This is a genomic window from Candidatus Frankia nodulisporulans (genome assembly GCF_902806475.1).
Lineage (GTDB): Bacteria > Actinomycetota > Actinomycetes > Frankiales > Frankiaceae > Frankia > Frankia umida.
In genome coordinates, this window is sequence record NZ_CADCWS010000011.1 from 25,302 (window position 1) to 44,559 (window position 19,258).

The following is a 19,258-nucleotide window of genomic DNA, read 5'->3' on the forward strand; positions in this document are numbered from 1 at the left end:
GCGCGGGCGGGGCTCAGCCCGGTTGGCGCATGGCGGCAACCGCCTCGAGGACGGGCCCCGCGGCGATCCGAGCGCCGTCCAGGGTGAGGTGCACCCCGTCGCGGGAGCGGGCGAGTACGGCCCGGCCATCGGCGGTGGTGAGGTAGTCGCTGTAGCCGCCGTCCCGCGACAGCCAACGGCGAAGATCCAGGTAGGTGGCGCCGGGAACGGTCCTCGCGGCCGCGGCGGTCGCGGTGTCGAGCTGGTCGAAGTAGCCGGCCAGGCGCTTCGACCGGGCGGGCGGCAGGCCCAGCCACAGCAGGTGCCGGGTGCCGTCGCCGGTCCAGATCCGCATCACCACCTCGGCCCGTCGGGTGTACTCGGCGGCCCACCGCGGTGTTCCGGCGGGCAGCAGGGTCCCGTCGGGCAACGTGATCGTCTGTCCGTCGTTGCCGCCCATGGTGACGATGACCAGCTCCAGGTCGCGCCGCGCGGCCTGGGCGCGGGCCTGGACGGCCCAGTCGAAGAAGTCCGGACGCACCAGACCCGTCCCGTATCGGGTCTCGGTGCGCGAACGCACCGTGGTGCCCGCCGCGGTGGCGATCGCCGGGCCGAGGGTCTCGGTGAGGGAGTCGCCGGTGATCAGTACCCGCTGCGGGTCGGCGACGCTCGGGACCCGCAGCGCGGGCACCGTCCGTGCCGGGTGGGCGGGCTGTGGCGTCATCCGGCGGGCGGTGCTGGCCAGGCCCGGGTTCGACGGGGAGGAGGCGGGGGCCCGACCGAAGATGTCGGCCAGCCAGCGATCCGGCAGGTCAAGGCGCAGCGGGTGCGTCACCTCGACGAGTGGACGCGCCCCGCCGAGCACCAGGGTCCGGGTGAGTCCAGGGCGCATCCCCTCCCCGGTGTGCACCATGGCTGGCGCCCGCAGCACCGCCAGCAGTCCCAGTACGCCCAGTACCACCAGCATCGCCCGCCCGGCCGATTCGGTCGGACCGTCCGGTTGGCTGTCGTCGCGCTGGGGTTCGGTCATCTCTGCGCCGTCCTGTTCTGGCGGTCATGCGGTCGGGCGTCCCGCGGGACGCTGGCTCGAGGGTGAAGGGGCAGGTCAGAAGCGGAAGTAGATGAACGGGGACACCGTCTGTGTCCCGACGGCGTGATAGATGACCGTGACGGCAGCGGTGATCAGGACGATCTGGAGACCGACGCCGAGCCGGGCGAACTGGCCGCGCACGACGATCCACCAGGCCCGGGGCACAGCCGCCGTCGCCAACCCGGCGAGGATCGCGGCCACCACGGTGGGGGTGACCAGCGGTGCCGGACCGGGCCTGCTGACCAGCCGAGCGAACACCTGACCGGCCGTTCCCAGGTCCGGGGCGCGAAACAGCACCCATGTCGCGCAGACGAAGTGGAAGACCACCAGCCGCCCGATCCAGGTCCGCACCCGCGATGGCGAGGCGGGGCCGGGGGCCGGGCCAGGTGCGGACCCGAGCTCGCGGGCCGGACCGGAGGCGAGGTGCGCCGGGGTCGTCGTCGGCCGGAGGGCCGGCTCCGTCAGCAGGCCGCCAGCCGGCACCGGCACCGGGGCGGCCTCGCGCCGGGGAAGCGGCAGGGACACGGGCCGGGCGGCGGAACGTCCCGCGGGACGTCCGAGGCGATCCCGTCGGGCGCGCAGGCGACGCTCCAGGGCGAGGGCCGCGCCATGCAGGGTGCCCCACAGCACGAACGTCCAGGCGGCACCGTGCCACAGTCCACCCAGCATCATGGTGATCATGAGATTGAGCTGGGTGCGCCGCGGGCCGGCACGGCTACCGCCCAGTGGCAGGTAGATGTGGTCGCGCAGCCATCGGGACAGGGTCATGTGCCAGCGCCGCCAGAACTCCTGCAGACTGCGGGCGGCGTACGGGCGGTCGAAGTTGTCCGGGAAGCGGAAGCCGAGCAGCAGGGCGAGTCCGATCGCGATGTCGGAGTAGGCGGAGAAGTCGCAGTAGATCTGGACCGCGTAGCCGTACACCGCGGCGAGGACCTCGGCGCTGGAGTGCTGTGCGGGCACGGCGAACACGGGGTCGACCAGCCGGGTCGCGATCAGATCGGCGAGTACCACCTTCTTGGCCAGACCGCCGAGGATGAGCAGCAGCGCGCGGTACAGCGGGACCCGGCGAGGATCGCGGGGCGTGGTCAGCTGGGGGAGGAACTCGCTGGCCCGCACGATCGGTCCGGCGACCAGATGCGGGAAGAACGCCTCGTAGACCGCGAAGTCGAGCAGCGGCGCGGGGGCGGTCACCCCGCGGTGGATGTCGACGACGTAGCTGATCGCCTGGAACGTGAAGAACGAGATCCCGATCGGCAGCGCCACCTGCAGCAGTGGCAGTGGTGCGGGCAGGCCGACTCCGCGCAGCGCCTCGTTCACGGACAGGGCGAAGAAGCCGTAGTACTTGAACCAGCCGAGCAGGCCCAGGTTGCCCGCGACCGCGGCGATGAGGATCCGCCGGTCGTGCCAGCGGTGGATCGCCCGGGCGGCGGTCTGGTTGAACAGGGTCGATGCGACGAGCAGCAGGACGAACCGGGCGTCGGCGTAGCCGTAGAACAGGTAGGAGGCCGCGAGGATCATGGGCTTCCACGCCCACGGGTGCGGCATGAGCAGCCACGACAGGGACAGGACCACGGCGAAGAACGCCGCGAACTCGATTGTCGGAAAGATCACCTGTGTCCGCCAGCCCTACGGTCATCGTCACCAAATAGAGTCAACCAAGCGCACAAGGTAGTGAGTCTGTGGGCTACATGCCCTTCGCCTCGCGGTGGACCCGGCAGTGGGCCTCGCGGTGGACCTCAGGGCGAGCCCCGAGGGCGGGCTTGGGTGTCTTGGGCGGGAAGGCGTGCGTCTGCGCCATCGGATGGCTACCGTCCGGGCCATGAGCATCGTCATGGCCAACGGCCTGCAGCTGGCCTACGAGATTCACGGTGACAACGGCGGACGACCGTTGTTGCTGATCGGCGGGCTCGGCCAGCAACGCGCCGGTTGGCATCCAGATCTTCTGGTCGCGTTGGCCCGCCGCGGCTACCGGGTGATCGTGTTCGACAACCGGGACGTCGGCGAGTCGACTCATCTCGACGCCCTTGGTCAGCCCGATCTCGCCGCGATCCTGGCCGGCCGGTTCGAACATGCCCCGTACACCCTGGCCGACCTGGCCGAGGATGCCCTCGGGCTGCTCGACGCCCTGCGCATCGAATCGGCGCACCTGGTCGGCCAGTCGATGGGTGGCATGATCGCCCAGGTCGTGGCGCTGCGTCAGCCGGGACGGGTCCGCAGCCTCACGTCCCTGATGTCCCATCCCGGTGATCATCGGGTGCAGCCGAGACCCGAGGCGCTCGGGCTGTTCATGCGCCCGGCCCCGGACAGCCTGGAGGAGTCCCTGCTCGCCGCCCAGGAGACCGAGCGGGTGCTCGGCTCACCGGAGTTTCCCTCGGACGAGGCATGGCTCGCCCAGCGGACCCGGATCTACTGGGAGCGGCGCAGCGACCCGAATGGGCTGCTGCGCCAGGCCGCGGCCCTGCTCAGCGCGCCCGACCGGACCGCCGATCTCGCGACGCTCACCACCCCCACGCTCGTGGTGCACGGCGGAGCGGACCCGCTGGTGCCCGTCCTGGGCGGACGGTTGACCGCGGCGGCGATCCCGGCCGCCGAACTGTTCGAGATCGACGGGATGGGCCACGACCTGCCCCGGCCGGTGTGGGACCGGCTGCTCGACAAGATCGAGGATGTCGTCGATCGGGGCGAGGCGGGCCGTGCGTCCCTGGCGGCCGCGAGCTGATCGGCGAGGGCGTTCAGGCGCCGGGTTTGATCACCATCAGGCTGGCGACGAGAAGCCAGCACAGGGTGCTCGTCGCCGCGCCGACGGCGACGCCGGCGATCCGGCGCCGAGCGTCGCCACCGGCCTCCACCTCCGTGATCGCGCGCGACATTCCCGGTGCGACCAGGCCCAGGCAGCTCGCGCAGCCCAGCGCCCACAGCAGGAGCGAGCCCAGCAGCCAGCCGTCTCCCAGCGAGCGGACGCTGCCGAACGATCCCTGATGGACGAGCCCCACGCCGGTGAGCACGATGAGCAGCGAGGCTGCCGCGAGCACCCGCACCAGCCGGGTGGCCAGCAGCAGCACCGGCAGCGGCCCGGGTACCGCCCGCAGCAGCACCGGCGCCGTCACGCAGACCAGGGCGAGCGGTCCCAGCAGGAACAGTGCGAGGACGACGTGCAGGGTCAGTAACAACCCGAAGGCACCCGGATGTGGCATGTGCCGACGCTATCGATCGATGGCGGAGGTTGGCACACCGGCTGGGGCGGGTCCGGCCGAACCACTCGGCCGGACCACCCCGGGCCGGGGTGCCTCACAGCTGGAGGGAGCGGATGTAAAGGGTGCGGACCTCGTCGCCGAAGCGGGTGCCGTACAGCCGGTCGGTCGAACCGGCGTAGGCGTAGCTGACCACCCCGTCGATCCAGCCGTGTCCGGGGCCGAGCTGACCGAGGCCGGTGAGGAAGGGGCCGCCGCTGGCTCCGGCGGTCATGCGGCAGCGAATTCCGATGGACGGGCCGCCGTAGGGGTCGGTCGCCGCGGGGCTCGCGCAGTAGATCAGCCGAGTGCCGTCGAACGGCGCCAGCCGCGGATAGCCGAAGCTGTACTGCCGGACGGTGGTCGGCAGGTTGAACGCGATGTCCTGGGCGCCGACGACGTCCTGGAGGCGACGTCCGCCGTGCGGGTTGAACGTGGCGAAGCCGGCGTCGACATCGAAGTCCCCGCGCTGGGACCAGCCCGGGGTGGCGAGCAGCTGCCGGGCGGTCCAGATGCCGTAGGGCATCGAACCGTTGGCGTAGCCCGGCACGAAGGCGACGTTGCGGGCGAAGGTGGAGCCCGCCCCGCCATGCAGGCAGTGTCCGGCGGTGACGACAAGGTTGCGGCCCGGGCTCGTGACGACGCTGGCGGAACAGGCGAAGTCGGCGCCGTCGATGGTGGTGAACAGCCGCCCGGTCGTCGAGGTGACCAGCCCACCGCCACGGTAGGGAGCGCCGTTGCTCGGCGCCGGCGGCGCACCCGCCGGTCCCTGGCCGGTCTCGGCCGCGGCCGCCGCCGGGGACATCTCAGCCGCATCGGCCCCGATACCGGCCTCGGCATCGGTCGCGTCCGCTCTGGCGGCGGAGTGGGAGCCGAAGGCGCGCTCCCGGCGGGTGGTGGTCCAGTAGAGCGTGACCTGCTCCTGCTCCGCGGCGGTGAGCGCCCCGGGAGCGCTCGGGGCGTCCGGCCGGCCGGAGGGGGACGAGCCGAGGGCGGCCGTGGCACCGGGGCTGGCGGGGATGGCCCCCGTCGAGGACGGGCTGCTGATCGTCCCGTGTGACGCCCCGGCCAGCACGGGAGCGGCGGGCAGGGCCGCCGGTGCCAGGGCGACCCCCGCGGTCAGCAGGACGGCGGCCAGCAGCCGGGAGCGGGCGGGTGGGCGAGGTCTGGTGACGCGGCGGGGCGCGGTGTCGCGATGTCTCGCTGGCCCTCGCACTCTCCGCATCAACACGATCGCGGACGGTAGCAGACCGGTCGCGGTGCGGTGGCGCTCTGGGGCCGGGCGCCGAGCTCCCGGCGGAGTTCACCCGATGCGGGTGGGTGCCTGGTGGGGCCGCGACGGGGCGTCGGCGAGGCGGGCGAAGGCGTCCTCCCAGCTCGGCGCGTCCGCCTCGGCCGCGGTGGGCCAGAAGGTGAAGCGGGCATCGGCCATCGCGGGACCAAGCTGGCGCATCGCCACGACGTGCGCGTCGCCGCGGACGAAGGCGTTGAGGGCGTCGCGGTCGGTCCAGCGCGACAGCGTGTAGTACTCGCGCCGAAGTGGACGGGCCACCAGGGACACCCCGAGTGCCCCCGGTGTGGTCAGCAGTGCTCGGCGCACCGCCAGGGCCTGGCGCAGCATCGCGACCGTCTGCCAGCGTGACCGCAGGATGAACCGGGATGCCATCGTCTGGGCGGTCGCGCCACCCGCCGGCTCGGGCGGCCGGTTCGGTGAGGCCGTCGGACTGTGTGGCGTGGTCCAGGGGAGGGTCGGCATGGCGGATCTCCAGGAGGGGGGTCGGGCGGGTCAACCATCTCTTTCATACCGTCCAGGAAATAGTATTAAAGAGACCGTATGAGTCAAGCCGTATCATTGGGATCATGGAGGAGATCGCGCTGACGCCCGTGTCCTACCTGGTGCTCGGGGAGATCGCCCGCCGCGGCAGTGCCACGCCGTACGACCTGAAGGTGGGCGTGGCCGGGTCGGTGGGGCATTTCTGGTCGTTTCCCCATGCGCAGCTCTACAAGGAGCCCCCGCGGCTGGCCGCGGCCGGGCTGCTGGAGGAGGAACGGGAGGAGGGCGGCCGCCGCCGCCGGGTCTTTCGGATCACCGAGGCCGGCCGGCGCCGGTTCGAGCAGTGGCTGGCGCGCAGCGACGCGGGCCGTACCGAACTGCGCGACCCGGGCCTGCTGCGCCTCGCCTTCGGCGACCTGGCCCAGCCGCAGGACGTGACCCGGCTGGCCCGCGAGCAGGCGGACGCGCACCGCGCGCAGCTGGCGGTGTACCAGCGGCTCGCGGCGCTGCCGCCGCGGGAGATCGTGTGGTCACTGCGCCAGACGCTGGAACTCGGTCTCGCCTACGAGAAGGTGGCGGTCGACTTCTGGGACGGCGTCGCCCACGACCCCCGCATCGCCGCGCGCTCCCACGACCCCGCGCCGGACCGCACCGACCCGGCCACCGTCGGGTCTTCCACCGCCCCGCCTTCCGCGACCCCCACCAGGCGGGGGCGGCGCAAGGCGGCTGGTGGGTCAGCGGGCGGCGCGGCGGCGACTCCGGGAGCGTAGGTAGTCGCGGATGACGTAGCTGCCGAGTGCCTGCGGGTCGGGGGAGAGGATCCGGCCACCGTTGCGGCGGGCCATCTCCTCGACGAACTGCACCAGTCGGGGCTCGTCGTCGAGCATGAAGACGTTGATCGTGACGCCGCGTCGGGTCAGCTTGTCGACCTCGGCCAGGGTGAGTTCGAGGGTCTCGGGCATCGGCGGCCAGGAGAACGACGGGGTGCCGTCGCGCAGCAGGTGGGCGGTAGGCTCACCATCGGTGACGACCATGACGACCGGCTCGGCCTGCGGGTAGCGGCTGAGCAGCCGGCCGGCGATGAGCAGCGCGTGCTGCAGGTTGGTGCCTTGGACCATCTCCGAGTCGAGCCCGGCGAGCTCGACCGGGCGCAGCTCGCGGGCGTAGTCGGAGAAGCCGATGATGTGGATCTTGTCCTGGGGGAAGGAGGTGCTGACCAGGGCGTGCAGTGCCAGCGAGGTCGACTTCGCGATGCCCCAGGTGCCCCGCAACGCCATCGAGTACGACAGGTCCACCAGCAGACAGACCGCGGCGGTGGTGCGCCGTTCGGTCTCGGCGACCTCGAAGTCGGCGACCGTGAGACGGACGGGACGTCCGGGGCCGGTCGGACCGCCGCGCAGCACGGCGTTACGTAGCGTGCGCACCACATCGATCGGTTGGGTGTCGCCGAACTGCCACGCGCGGGACGTGCCCAGCAGATCGCCGGCGGACCCGGCATCGGTCTGCCCGTGATCGCCTCGGCCACGGGCGGAGACCTGCCGGAAGATGCGGGCAAGCGCCGCCTGACCGATGCGGCGCACCGCTCGCGGGGTGAGCTCGAGGTTGCCGGCCCGGCGGGTGATGAACCCCTGGCTTTCGAGTTCCCGCTCGATCTGCTGCAGGCTGCGCAGATCGTCGACGGCGGAGCGGCCCAGCGCCCGGGCGACGGCCTCGGGATCGACGTCCTGCAGGGACGCGCCGGCGTAGTCCTGGCTCAGGGTCGAGGCGAGCTCGTCCAGCTCGGCCATCTCCTCGAGGGCGCTGGTGGCATCGCCGAGGCCCAGCGGTGTGTCGCCGGTGAGGCCCTCGCCCATCCGGGAGCCGCGCCCGCGTGCCCGTCCACCCCAGTTCAGGTCGGGCCGGGCCGCCCGCAGCGCCTGGTCGAGCCGGGACATCTCGGCGGCGAGCCCGAGGTCCTCCCGCGCGGTGGACAGCAGATCGGCGAGTTCGGCCCGCTGCTGGGGGGTCAGCCCGGCCAGCAGCCGGGCCGCGGCGGCCGCCCGACGGGCCAGCGCGTCGACCAGATCGGCCAGCGATCGCGGTTGCTCGGGGAAGAAGTCGCCGAACTCCGCCATGAACCGCTCGAACGCCGCGCTGGTGTCCTCTCCGCGCAGGTCCGCCTCGAGCATGCTGTTCAACGCGCCGATCATCTCGCGGATGCGGGCGAAGTCCTCCGGGCTGGCCTGCTCGAGCGCCTGCTTCATGCCCTTGAACTGGGCATGAAGGACCTCACGGCGCAACAGCTCGGAGATCTGCTCGTAGGTCTCACGTGCCTGCGGGGAGCGCCAGTCGTAGTCGGCGAGCGCGCGCACGGCCCGGGCCGGGTCCGACGGCAGGCTGTCGAGTTCGGACTCGCGTAGCCGGGCGGTGTCGGACGGGTCAGGAAACAGCGCCGCCCGCTCCTGGCCCACCGCGGTGTCCAGCAGCCGACGGACCTCGGTCAGGGTGCCGTCCATCCGGCCGCGGGAGCGGGCCTCCCGGCGGCGACGCTCGATGGCGCGGCGCAGGTCGTCCAGCCCGCGGCGACCGGGCATGCCGCGGCGCAGCAGGGCGTCGAGCGCCTCGCGGGGGGTACGCCCCTCGAGGATCTGGCGTGACATCTCGTCCAGGGCGCCGGCGGCGGCGAACGGTGAGGCGAGCGGGTCAGGGCCACCATCGAACGGGCTGTAGCGGAACGTACCGGAATTCACCGGGATGTCCTCCCTTGGGTCACGACCCGCCGTAGACCGTTCGGCCGGGCAGTTCCTCCTTGGCCAGCCGGCGGTTGAGGTACAGGCCCTCCATCGCGAGCTCGAGCGCGGCGGCGGCGAGGCCGGGCGACTCCGCGCCGTCCACGCCGAGCCGGCCGAGGATCGCGGCGAGCCCGGGCACCGGCCCGATCCGGCGTAGCAGTTCGGTCGCCGGGACGAGCTCGCCGGTCTCGACCGGACCGTCGTTCTCGAAGCGGTCCTGCAGTCCGGTGAGATCCGCGCCGGCCAGCCGGGCCCGGAAGGTCTCGGCGATCGCGCGGCGCAGCAGCAGCGTCAGCACCTCGTCCTCGCGGCCCTCCTCGAGCTGGTCGAACTCGACCTTGCCGCGCACCGCCGGGATGATCGAGGCGAGGTCCACCACCCGGGCGGTGGCGGTCTCCTCGCCGGTCAGCGCCGCGCGCCGCACCGCGGAGGCGGCCACCGTCTCCGCGGCGGCCACGGCGAGCCGCGCCGACACGCCCGAGCGCTGGTCGACCTGCGGCGCGTCGCGGACAAGCCGGGTGAACCGGGCGACGACCTCGAGCAGATGGTCGGCGAGCTCAGGGCTGCCCAGCGGCGAACCGGCCCAGCTGACGGCGGCCTCCTGGCGGATCAACGCGAGCTCGTCGGCCAGCACCAACGGGTAGTGGGTCCGGACCTCGGCGCCGAAGCGGTCCTTCAACGGGGTGATGATGCGGCCCCGGTTGGTGTAGTCCTCGGGGTTCGCCGAGGCGACCAGCAGCAGATCCAGGGGGAGACGCAGCAGGTAGCCGCGAACCTGGATGTCACGTTCCTCGAGCACGTTGAGCAGCGAGACCTGGATGCGTTCGGCCAGGTCAGGCAGCTCGTTGACGCTGAAGATGCCGCGGTTGGTCCGCGGGACCAGCCCGTAGTGCACCGTCTCCGGGTCGCCCAGGGTGCGACCCTCGGCGACCTTGACCGGGTCGACATCGCCGATCAGGTCACCGACGCTGGTGTCGGGTGTGGCGAGCTTCTCCCCGAACCGTTCGCCGCGATGGCGCCAGCTGACCGCCAGCTCGTCCCCCTGCTCGGCGGCGAGCGCCCGACAGCGCCCGCAGACCGGTGCGTAGGGATGGTCGTTGATCTCACAGCCGGCCACGGCTGGTGACCACTCGTCGAGCAGGCTGATCAGCGTCCGGATCAGGCGCGTCTTGCCCTGCCCACGCTCACCGAGGAAGACGATGTCGTGACCGGCCAGGATCGCCCGTTCCACCTGCGGCAGCACCGTCTCGTCGAAACCGACGATGCCCGGGAACCGCGGCTGCTCACCGCGCATCGCGGTGACGAGGTTGTCCCGCAGCTCGGCGCGTACGGAGCGGTGGACATGCCCGCTGCGGCGAAGCTCGCCCAGTGTGGCGGCCGCCGGCGGCGCGCCGACAGGCGTGCTGAGCAGGGCGGTCGCCGACGGTGGGGCCGTCGCCGAGGAGGCGGCGACCGGGGGGGTCGCGGTCGGTGGGATGGAATGACGGGGTGGTACCGGCAGATCCTCCACGGGTTGACGGTACGTCGGCGTCGCCCGGTGCGCAGCCAAGTCGGCCGCCGTCCGCTGCGGGCGTAGCCCACCGCCGCGGCCGACCGGGTGGCCGGCCGGCCGCGCGGTGCGCGGTGCACGTTCCGTCAGAACACCGCACCGTGCACCGCGCGGACGCACCGCGAGTCGCGGCCCGCGACTCGCCGGTCGGCCTCGCCGTGCCGCGTCAGGCGACGCGCCACGGGCCCGCGACCTGCGACTGTCGCCGTGTTGGCCGCGCCGGTCGGACTATCGGAAAAACCGCCCGCCCGGATCACCGGGACACGGGCGCGGCTCAGCTGGCGTACGGCACGACCGAGACGATCTCGACCTTGGCCGAGCGGCCGCTGGGCAGTGTGTAGCTCACCGTCTCGCCCGCCTTGCGCCCGGTGACGGCACCACCAAGGGGTGATGCGGGGGAGAAGACGTCGATCGCGGTGCTGTGATCCTCGCGTGACCCGATGAGGAACTTCTCGGTCTCCCGCTCGCCCGGGAACCTGACCTCGACGATGGTGCCCGGCCCGGCCTGGCCGCTGACCGCCGGCGCCTCGCCGACCTGGGCATCGCGCAGCAGATCGGCGAGCTGGCGGATCCGGGCCTCCTGCTTGCCCTGCTCCTCCTTCGCAGCGTGGTACCCACCGTTCTCGCGCAGGTCACCCTCCTCCCGGGCGGCCTCGATCTTGGCGGCGATCTCGGTGCGCCAGGGGCCGGTCAGGTAGTCGAGCTCGGAGCGGAGCCGGTCGTAGGCCTCCTGGGTGAGCCAAGTCTGCTGCGTCACGCGGGTCACGCTCCTCGGTGAACATCAAATAGGGTCATGGTAGCAACATCGATCAAGGAACTCAGGGTGAGCCCGCTGCCCGCCACGGCTTGCCTGGGCCGGCGGCGGCGGCCTCCGGACCAGCACGAACACCCGCCCGGGGAGCCCCGGAGCGGGCCGCTGATCACGAGTACTGCCACTGGCGGCACGGCCACGGCGGCCGCCGCCGCCAGAACCGCCGAGCCCGCCCGCGCCGGGGCCAGACCGACGCCACTGTCGGTGCGCCGGCCGGCGACGTGCCGCACCCGCCGCCGCGTGTGCGGACGGTGTATTGTGCCACGGCGTTGGGTGACTCTTCCAGATCAAACGTCGGACGAACCCTGGAGGTTTCCGCTCCGCCGACCACCCTGTCAACGCCGTGGTGACCACTGGGGCGCCCGCGGTGGTGTGATGCGCCCGCGGTGGTGTCGAGGTACGGGCGCGGTACCTGCTGCCAGATCGCCGGGTACCGCGGTTCGTCAAGCACAATGGTCGCATGGCTGCGGTCGACGAGCGGCATGGCCTGCGTCTCATGGCCATCCACGCACATCCCGATGACGAGTCCAGCAAGGGCGCGGCGACTATGGCGCGCTACGTGAGCGAGGGCGTTGACGTCCTGGTCGTCACCTGTACGGGGGGAGAGGAAGGCAGCATCCTCAATCCGGCGATGGACACGCCGGGAGTCGCCGAACGGATCGCCGAGATCCGTCGCGAGGAGATGGACAACGCCCGGCGCATCCTTGGCGTCCGGCAGGAATGGCTGGGCTTCCGGGACTCCGGTCTGCCCGAAGGTGACCCGCCGCCGCCCGGGCGCTTCGCCACCGTCGACCTGGCGGAGGCGTCCCGCCCGCTGGTCCGGCTGATCCGCACCTTTCGGCCGCAGGTCATCACGACCTACGACGAGGCCGGCGGCTACCCCCATCCCGATCACATCATGACCCACCGCATCAGCGTCGAGGCCTTCGAGGCGGCCGGTGATCCGGCGCGTTACCCCGAGGTCGGCACCGAGGCGGGCCTCGACGCCTGGCAGCCGTTGAAGCTCTACTACCACCTGTCCTTCCACAAGGAACGCATCCTCGCGCTGCACGAGACGATGCTCGCCCGAGGCCTGGAGTCCCCCTACGGCGAGCGGCTCTCGGAATGGGTCGACCGTGCCGAGGACGCCGGACGGCTGACCACCCGGGTGCCCTGCGCCGACTGGTTCGAGACCCGCGACCAGGCCCTGATCGCCCACGCCACCCAGATCGACCCGACCGGGTGGTGGTTCCGCATCCCGATGGACATCCAGCGTGAGGCCTGGCCGACGGAGGACTACCAGCTGGCCCGTTCGCTGATCGAGGTCGGGCAGCTACCCGAGGACGACCTCTTCAACGGAATCTGACCGGTGCGGCGGCCCTGCCCGGGCCGCCGCACCGGTCGCCGAACGGGTCAGGGCGTGCCAGCGGCGGCGTAAGGTCGGACGCGGATGTCCTGCTGTTGTTGGCGTGAAGTCCCGTGCTGTGAGGACGTGAGGCGTGAAACACATCTTCGCCGGTTCCGTGCTGGCCGCGCAGGAGCGCAACGCCGGCGGTCTCGGGCTGCTCGTCGTCGTGGTTCTGCTCGCGGTGTCCGTGGGTCTGTTCGTCATGTTGTCGCGCAGCCTGCGGCGGATGCGGGCGAACGTGGCCAGTGGTGCGTTCCGCGGTGTCGATTCGGAGCGGGCCACCGACGACACCGTCGATCCCCGCCAGGCCCTGCGTCGACGCTCACCGATCATTCGGGGGCGGGCGCCCGTGATCGACGGTGAGGTCGTCACCAGTGGTGAGGGCCCGGCCGCGCTGCCCAGCCAGCCTGGTCCGCCCGCCGGGCACTGACATCCTGGCCCTTGGAGTTCCCGGCCCTCGGGTCCTCTCCGGCCGTCGGCGCTCCCTGGCCGCCAGCGTTTCTGATCATCAGCGTTCCTGACCATCAGCGTTCCTGGCCGTCCGGTGGCGCAGGCTGACAACACGTGGATCGCGAGGAGTCGCCCGGTGCGGAACAAGCTTGCGGAACAGACGTCTCCGTACCTGCTGCAGCACGCCGACAACCCGGTCGACTGGTGGCCGTGGTGCCCGGAGGCCTTCGCCGAGGCGAAGGAGCGGGGCGTTCCCGTACTGCTGTCCGTCGGCTACGCCGCGTGCCACTGGTGTCATGTCATGGCGCACGAGTCGTTCGAGGACGCGGACACCGCCGCCTACATGAACGACAACTTCGTCAACATCAAGGTCGACCGGGAGGAACGACCCGACGTCGACGCGGTCTACATGGACGTCACGGTCGCCCTCACCGGCCACGGCGGCTGGCCGATGACGGTGTTCCTCACCCCGACGGCCGAACCCTTCTTCGCCGGCACCTACTTTCCGCCCAAACCCCGACCGGGAATGGGTTCGTTTCGCCAGGTGATGGCGGCGGTCGCGGACGCCTGGCGGGTCCGGCGCGCGGAGCTGGAGGAGTCGGGCGCCGACATCGCCCGCCGGATCGCCGAGGCGGCCGACGGCACGATCATCGCCGCCGCGGGCATACCCGACGCGTTCGTCGAGTCGCCAGGGGTGACCGCGCACCTGCTGGACAGCGCGGTGGCCGGGCTCTCGGCCCGGTTCGGGGCACGCCACGGTGGGTTCGGCGGGGCGCCGAAGTTCCCGCCGGCCATGGTGGCCGAGATGCTGCTGCGCCATCATGCGCGCACCGGCGATCCGCGCAGCCTCGAGATGGTGTCGGTCACCTGCGAGCGGATGGCCCGGGGTGGGATCTACGACCAGCTGGCCGGTGGCTTCGCCCGCTACAGCGTCGACGCGACCTGGACCGTCCCGCATTTCGAGAAGATGCTCTACGACAACGCCCAGCTGCTGCGGGTCTACCTGCACCTGTGGCGGGCCACCGAATCCCCGCTCGCCCGGCGCGTGGTCACCGAGACCGCCACCTTCCTGCTCGCCGACCTGCTGACCGATCAGGGCGGCTTCGCCTCCGCGCTGGACGCCGACGCCGTACCCGCTGGTGAGGCCGTACCCGCTGGTGCGACCGCGGGGCATCCGCCTCTGGCGCAGGAAGGGGCCAGCTACGCCTGGACGCCGGCGGGGCTGCGCGCGGTGCTCGGCGAGGCGGACGCGGCGTTCGCCGCCGAGATCCTCGGGGTCACCGAGGACGGAACCTTCGAGCACGGGACGTCCGTCCTGCGGCTGCCAGTCGATCCGGTGGAGCCCGCGGACCAGGAACGTTTCGCCCGAATCCGGACGGCGCTCGCCGCCGCCCGGGCGACCCGCCCGCAGCCGGCACGCGATGACAAGGTGGTCGCGGCCTGGAACGGGCTGGCGATCGCGGCCCTCGCCGAGGCCGGTGCCCTGTTCGCCGAGCCGCGGTGGGTGCGGGCCGCCTGCCGCGCCGCCGAACTGCTGCGCGATGTGCATCTGGTGGACGGACGGCTGCGACGCACCAGCCGCGACGGTCGGGTCGGATCGAACGTCGGTGTGCTGGAGGACTACGGCGACGTCGCCGAGGGTCTGCTCACCCTGCATCAGGTGACCGGTGACCCACAGTGGCTGGACCTCGCCGGGCGGCTGCTCGAGGTCGTCCGCACCCACTTCGCCGCGCCGGACGGCGGCTTCTTCGACACCGCCGACGACGCGGAGGTCCTGCTGCGCCGGCCGCGGGACGACTCGGACTCGGCGACCCCGTCCGGTCAGGCGGCGGTGGCCGGCGCGCTGCTGACCCACGCCGCGCTGACCGGTTCCACGCCACACCGGGAGGCCGCCGAACGGACGCTGGCCCGTTTCGTCCCGTTGCTCTCCCGTGACGCCCGGTTCGCCGGCTGGGCCGGGGCGGTCGCTGAGGCGATGCTGGCGGGGCCGGCCGAGGTGGCGGTGGTGGACAGCCCCGCGCTGGAGCGGGTGGCCCGGCTCGGCACCGCTCCCGGGGCGGTCGTGGTGACCAGCGGTCCGCTGCTGACCGGCCGGACCGCACCCGGTGTGTACGTGTGCCGTGACTTCGTGTGCGGACTGCCGGTGCACACCGTGGACGAGGTGCGCCGGGAACTGGGCGTGAAGGTCGCCACCTGAGGGCCGACGGGCTTTCCTTGCTTTCCGGGTAAGCGTGTAATCCTCGAAGGTCGGCCCGTGCGTGGGGGATCCGATCGGGGGACGACGAGGAGACGCGACATGTCCGGTGCGCGTGGTCGGGTGTACGGCAGATCGGGGGACCGTCTCGACGGCGGGCCCGGGCAGGACGCGTCGGACTGGTTCGCCGCCCGCGTCCCCGCCGACTGGTTCACCGGCCCCCCGGAGGTCGTCGTCGACCGGGACGAGATCACCGTCGTCGGCGAGCTCGCGGCCGGGTCGGCCGACGGGTCCGGGTCAGCCGACGGGTCCGGGACGAGCGCACCGGACGAGGCGGGTGCCGGCCGGATTCGGCGGTTTCGCGAGAGCACCCGGGACGAACGGGTCGTGATCGCCGGCGAGGCCGAGCGACGGTACGGGCGCAAGGTCGCCTGGGGGGCGACCAGCGGCCAGGCCAGCGAGCTGTTCACCGTGCTGTCCGTGCCGGTGATGACCCGGTTGCGCCAGCCGGAGCGCCAGGTGCTCGACACCCTGGTCGACTCGGGTGTGGCCCGTAGCCGCAGCGAGGCGCTGGCCTGGTGCGTCCGGCTGGTCGGGGACAACGCCGACACCTGGCTGCGGCAGCTGCGTGACGCGATGGAACACGTCGAGAAGATCCGTGCCGAGGGCCCGGGTCGCCAGCCGGGGCGTGACTAGAAGATGGCGAACATCAACGCGAGGTAGTGGCACAGCGCGGCCACGAGCGTGAACGCGTGGAACACCTCGTGGTAGCCGAAGGTCGCGGGGGCGGGGTTGGGTCGACGGGTGGCGTAGACGACGGCGCCAAGGCTGTAGCAGACCCCGCCGACCAGCAGCAGCACCATGGACGCGATTCCGGCGCGGTGGGCAAGTTCGGGGATGACGAAGACGGCCACCCAGCCGAGCGCGATGTAGAGCGGCACGATCAGATAGCGCGGCGAGTGCAGCCACAGCATCCGCATCGTCACGCCCAGCGCGGCGCCGCTCCACACCACGGCCAGCACGATCCGTGCCGTCGACGTAGGCATGGCAATAAGGGCAAATGGGGTGTAGGTGCCCGCAATGAATACAAAGATCATTGAATGGTCGAGGCGTTTCATCCGCGCGCGGGAACGTGACGTCGACCACATCGTGCGGTGGTAGAGCGCGCTGGTGCCGAACAGTGCGGCAATGCTCAGCGCATAAATTGCGATGCCGAGTCGAGCACGGAGCGTGGTGGCCAGGGCGACGGCAAGGAGGCCCAGTGCAAGGGAGACAGGGAATGCGCCGGCATGTAGCCATCCCCGCATGCGTGGTCGCACCAGGTCACGTGGGTGGGTTGAGCCGTCCGCCTGCGGAGCCACGGAAGGCTGCTGCGTGAGGGAAGCCACGTGCAGGACGATAACCCGCGGCTTACGGCAGCCACGAGGCGGAGTCGCCGCGCGCCGCTACGTCCGTACCGCTGCGTGATGGATCCGACCCTTCTGTCCGCTCGCTATCGCGCGACTGCGGGCGGAACGCGCGGTAGAATCTAATGATCCTGAACGCGGCCTCGCGGCACCCTGTATGGCGCTTTTTGTCGGCTCGTTGACGAGTAAGTTCAAGGGCCGAAGTGGGCACACCCTTACAGGGCGAGAACGTGGCAGGTTTCGACTCGACCGGAGGTGTGAGCTGTGACGACCGCGGCACAGATTCCGGGGCTTGATGAAGCCCCTACGAAGCACGCCAGGCTGGTCGCCTGGGTGCGCGAGATCGCCGAACTCACCCAGCCGGATCGGGTTGAGTGGTGCGACGGCTCGGATGCCGAGTTCGATCGTCTGACCAGCCTCCTGATCGAGAAGGGGACGCTCTCCAGGCTCAGCGAGGACAAGCGTCCCAACAGCTTTTACGCCGCGTCCGACCCCAATGACGTGGCGCGGGTCGAGGACCGGACCTACATCTGTTCCGAGACGGCCGACGCGGCCGGTCCGACGAACAACTGGATGGAACCGGCCGAGATGCGGGCGAAGCTCCGCGGCCTGTTCACCGGCTCCATGCGGGGTCGCACGCTGTATGTCGTCCCGTTCTGCATGGGGCCGCTCGGTTCGCATATCTCCGCGCTCGGCGTCGAAATCACCGACTCGCCGTACGTCGTCATCTCGATGCGTACGATGACGCGTATGGGTGCGCCCGCCCTGGAACAGCTCGGCGAAGATGGTTTCTTCGTCCCGGCGGTTCATTCACTGGGCGCGCCGCTTGCCGCCGGTGAGGCCGATGTGCCGTGGCCGTGCAACACGACCAAGTACATCAGCCATTTCCCGGAAACGCGTGAGATCTGGTCCTATGGATCGGGTTACGGCGGTAACGCCCTGCTCGGCAAGAAGTGCTACGCCCTGCGTATCGCGTCGGTCATGGCGCGGGATGAGGGCTGGCTCGCCGAGCACATGCTGATTCTGAAACTCACCTCGCCCGCGGGCAAGGTCCACTACATTGCGGCGGCATTCCCGTCGGCCTGTGGCAAGACGAATCTCGCCATGCTCATCCCCACCCTTCCCGGGTGGAAGGCGGAGACTGTCGGTGACGACATCGCCTGGATGCGGTTCGGCGAGGACGGCCGGCTCTACGCCGCCAACCCCGAGGCGGGCTTCTTCGGCGTCGCCCCCGGCACCGGTGAGCAGACCAACCCCAACGCGATCACGACGCTGTGGGGCAACACCGTGTTCACCAACGTCGCCCGCACCGACGACGGCGACGTGTGGTGGGAGGGTCTGACCAAGGAGCCGCCGGCGCACCTGATCGACTGGAAGGGCCGGGACTGGACGCCGGAGTCGACCGACCCCGCCGCCCACCCGAACGCCCGCTTCACCGTCCCCGCCGGCCAGTGCCCGACCATCGCCGACGAGTGGCAGGACCCGCGGGGCGTGCCGATCTCGGCGATCCTGTTCGGCGGCCGCCGGGCGACCGCGGTTCCGCTGGTCACCGAGGCCCCCGACTGGCGGCGCGGCGTGTTCTTCGGCTCGATCGTCGCCTCCGAGACGACCGCCGCCCAGGCCGGCGCGATCGGCAAGCTGCGTCGTGACCCGTTCGCCATGTTGCCGTTCTGCGGCTACAACATGGCCGACTACTTCGCCCACTGGCTCGAGGTCGGTCAGAAGGCCGACCCGGAGAAGCTGCCGAAGATCTACTACGTCAACTGGTTCCGCAAGAGCCCCGAGGGCTCCTTCCTGTGGCCCGGCTTCGGCGACAACAGCCGCGTCCTGGCCTGGATCGTCGGCCGGCTGGAGGGCCACGCCGACGGCGTGGAGACCCCTCTTGGCGTGCAGCCGACCCGCGAGGCGCTGCCCACCGAGGGCCTCGACATCTCCGATGCCGACCTAGACGCCCTGCTCACGCTGGACATCGACGTCTGGAAGCAGGAGGCGAGCCTGATCCCCGAGCACTACCAGTCGTTCGGTGACCGGCTGCCGGCCGCCCTCTGGGCTGAGCACGAGGCCCTGGTCAAGCGCCTGAACGGCTGATCTCCCCGCGCGCCCTGATCGCGCGCGGACACGCACCCTCCCGGCCCGGGCCGGACGGCAGTACCACCCGCCGTCCGGCCCGGGCCGCGTTTGTGGTCACCATGTGTGATCGGTCTCGGATGGCCCGGCGGTCGCTTCACCGGCGTCCCGCCGTCCGCGGAGCGTCCGCGTGCGCGATTCTCGGGATGCGGCGGAGCCGCCGCGTATGTGCAAAGCAACACGTCCGGATGAAGACGCGAACCCGAGAAATCTCTCGATCTTCTAACTGATTTCCGTCGGATGTCAGGTCGCCCGGCAGTCACCGTGGAAACTTGATGCGAAAGCGCGCCTGGTCAGCGGAAATCGCCGTTGTCGCCGCCACCGGCCGCAGGTTGCCGTGCGTTCCGAGTGTTCCATACAGGTTTCCCTTGTCGGGGAGTCGGATGGCCCGACCGGAGCGTCCGCTCGTCCGTCGCTTCCGGGACCGTCCGCCGCTCCCGCGGGCCGCTCGCGTGGCCTTCCTGATGCCCGTGGTTGGCCCTGCCCGGAC

16 protein-coding genes are annotated in these 19,258 nt (G+C 71.5%); 7 read left to right on the forward strand and 9 right to left on the reverse strand.

Annotated features, from left to right (window positions below):
- Positions 1–13 precede the first annotated feature (13 nt).
- Positions 14–1,009 carry a DUF459 domain-containing protein gene (locus G6R24_RS02560; RefSeq protein ID WP_163547560.1) on the reverse strand — a complete coding sequence of 332 codons (996 nt, stop codon included), beginning with the start codon at positions 1,007–1,009 and terminating at the stop codon, positions 14–16.
- 75 nt (positions 1,010–1,084) lie between these two features.
- Positions 1,085–2,680 (reverse strand): MBOAT family O-acyltransferase, encoded by a 1,596-nt coding sequence (locus tag G6R24_RS02565; protein ID WP_163547561.1) that lies wholly within the window; start codon positions 2,678–2,680, stop codon positions 1,085–1,087.
- A 208-nt stretch (positions 2,681–2,888) separates the two neighbouring features.
- Here G6R24_RS02565 and G6R24_RS02570 point away from each other — a divergent pair, with 208 nt between their 5' ends.
- A complete protein-coding gene (locus tag G6R24_RS02570; protein WP_163547562.1) occupies positions 2,889–3,788 on the forward strand; it encodes an alpha/beta fold hydrolase in 900 nt (299 codons plus the stop codon).
- A 13-nt stretch (positions 3,789–3,801) separates the two neighbouring features.
- Here G6R24_RS02570 and G6R24_RS02575 read toward each other — a convergent pair whose 3' ends face one another.
- The 3 genes from G6R24_RS02575 to G6R24_RS02585 all read right to left on the reverse strand — a co-directional run bounded on the left by G6R24_RS02575 (position 3,802) and on the right by G6R24_RS02585 (position 6,055).
- Complete coding sequence (locus tag G6R24_RS02575; RefSeq protein ID WP_163547563.1) at positions 3,802–4,263, reverse strand: hypothetical protein; 462 nt, start codon at positions 4,261–4,263, stop codon at positions 3,802–3,804.
- A gap of 94 nt (positions 4,264–4,357) precedes the next feature.
- On the reverse strand, positions 4,358–5,515 hold the full coding sequence (locus G6R24_RS02580) for a trypsin-like serine peptidase (RefSeq protein WP_225438044.1): 1,158 nt from the start codon (positions 5,513–5,515) through the stop codon (positions 4,358–4,360).
- Between the two features lie 87 nt (positions 5,516–5,602).
- On the reverse strand, positions 5,603–6,055 hold the full coding sequence (locus G6R24_RS02585; RefSeq protein WP_163547565.1) for an antibiotic biosynthesis monooxygenase family protein: 453 nt from the start codon (positions 6,053–6,055) through the stop codon (positions 5,603–5,605).
- Positions 6,056–6,159: 104 nt separating this feature from the next.
- Between G6R24_RS02585 and G6R24_RS02590 the strand changes: the two genes are divergently transcribed.
- Positions 6,160–6,843, forward strand: a complete 684-nt coding sequence (locus tag G6R24_RS02590) for a PadR family transcriptional regulator (protein WP_163547566.1) — start codon at positions 6,160–6,162, stop codon at positions 6,841–6,843.
- Here the strand turns inward: G6R24_RS02590 and G6R24_RS02595 are convergent.
- The 3 genes from G6R24_RS02595 to greA all read right to left on the reverse strand — a co-directional run bounded on the left by G6R24_RS02595 (position 6,808) and on the right by greA (position 11,150).
- Positions 6,808–8,802, reverse strand: a complete 1,995-nt coding sequence (locus G6R24_RS02595) for a vWA domain-containing protein (RefSeq protein ID WP_163547567.1) — start codon at positions 8,800–8,802, stop codon at positions 6,808–6,810. The two genes, G6R24_RS02590 and G6R24_RS02595, sit on opposite strands and share 36 nt — an antisense overlap.
- Before the next feature lie 19 nt (positions 8,803–8,821).
- Positions 8,822–10,213: a magnesium chelatase ATPase subunit I gene (locus G6R24_RS02600; RefSeq protein WP_217451527.1), complete on the reverse strand. Its 1,392-nt coding sequence runs from the start codon at positions 10,211–10,213 to the stop codon at positions 8,822–8,824.
- A gap of 454 nt (positions 10,214–10,667) precedes the next feature.
- Positions 10,668–11,150 carry a transcription elongation factor GreA gene (gene greA, locus G6R24_RS02605; RefSeq protein WP_163547568.1) on the reverse strand — a complete coding sequence of 161 codons (483 nt, stop codon included), beginning with the start codon at positions 11,148–11,150 and terminating at the stop codon, positions 10,668–10,670.
- A 514-nt stretch (positions 11,151–11,664) separates the two neighbouring features.
- Between greA and mca the strand changes: the two genes are divergently transcribed.
- From mca to G6R24_RS02625, 4 genes are all read left to right on the forward strand, one after another.
- Complete coding sequence (mca, locus tag G6R24_RS02610) at positions 11,665–12,549, forward strand: mycothiol conjugate amidase Mca (protein ID WP_163547569.1); 885 nt, start codon at positions 11,665–11,667, stop codon at positions 12,547–12,549.
- Positions 12,550–12,682: 133 nt separating this feature from the next.
- Positions 12,683–13,021 carry a hypothetical protein gene (locus tag G6R24_RS02615; protein ID WP_163547570.1) on the forward strand — a complete coding sequence of 113 codons (339 nt, stop codon included), beginning with the start codon at positions 12,683–12,685 and terminating at the stop codon, positions 13,019–13,021.
- A gap of 156 nt (positions 13,022–13,177) precedes the next feature.
- Positions 13,178–15,238, forward strand: a complete 2,061-nt coding sequence (locus G6R24_RS02620; RefSeq protein WP_163547571.1) for a thioredoxin domain-containing protein — start codon at positions 13,178–13,180, stop codon at positions 15,236–15,238.
- A 99-nt stretch (positions 15,239–15,337) separates the two neighbouring features.
- A complete protein-coding gene (locus G6R24_RS02625; RefSeq protein ID WP_163547572.1) occupies positions 15,338–15,931 on the forward strand; it encodes a hypothetical protein in 594 nt (197 codons plus the stop codon).
- Here G6R24_RS02625 and trhA read toward each other — a convergent pair.
- Positions 15,928–16,623 (reverse strand): PAQR family membrane homeostasis protein TrhA, encoded by a 696-nt coding sequence (gene trhA / locus G6R24_RS02630; protein WP_225438045.1) that lies wholly within the window; start codon positions 16,621–16,623, stop codon positions 15,928–15,930. The two genes, G6R24_RS02625 and trhA, sit on opposite strands and share 4 nt — an antisense overlap.
- Positions 16,624–16,905: 282 nt before the next feature.
- Here trhA and G6R24_RS02635 point away from each other — a divergent pair, with 282 nt between their 5' ends.
- Positions 16,906–18,729, forward strand: coding sequence for a phosphoenolpyruvate carboxykinase (GTP) (locus tag G6R24_RS02635; protein ID WP_163547573.1), 1,824 nt, complete (start codon positions 16,906–16,908; stop codon positions 18,727–18,729).
- Positions 18,730–19,258: the final 529 nt, after the last annotated feature.

Coding starts and splice junctions, on each gene's coding strand:
- G6R24_RS02560 (WP_163547560.1), bottom strand. CDS start 1,009: ATGACCGAACCCCAGCGCGACGACAGCCAACCGGACGGTCCGACCGAA.
- G6R24_RS02570 (WP_163547562.1), top strand. CDS start 2,889: ATGAGCATCGTCATGGCCAACGGCCTGCAGCTGGCCTACGAGATTCAC.
- G6R24_RS02575 (WP_163547563.1), bottom strand. CDS start 4,263: ATGCCACATCCGGGTGCCTTCGGGTTGTTACTGACCCTGCACGTCGTC.
- G6R24_RS02585 (WP_163547565.1), bottom strand. CDS start 6,055: ATGCCGACCCTCCCCTGGACCACGCCACACAGTCCGACGGCCTCACCG.
- G6R24_RS02590 (WP_163547566.1), top strand. CDS start 6,160: ATGGAGGAGATCGCGCTGACGCCCGTGTCCTACCTGGTGCTCGGGGAG.
- mca (WP_163547569.1), top strand. CDS start 11,665: ATGGCTGCGGTCGACGAGCGGCATGGCCTGCGTCTCATGGCCATCCAC.
- G6R24_RS02625 (WP_163547572.1), top strand. CDS start 15,338: ATGTCCGGTGCGCGTGGTCGGGTGTACGGCAGATCGGGGGACCGTCTC.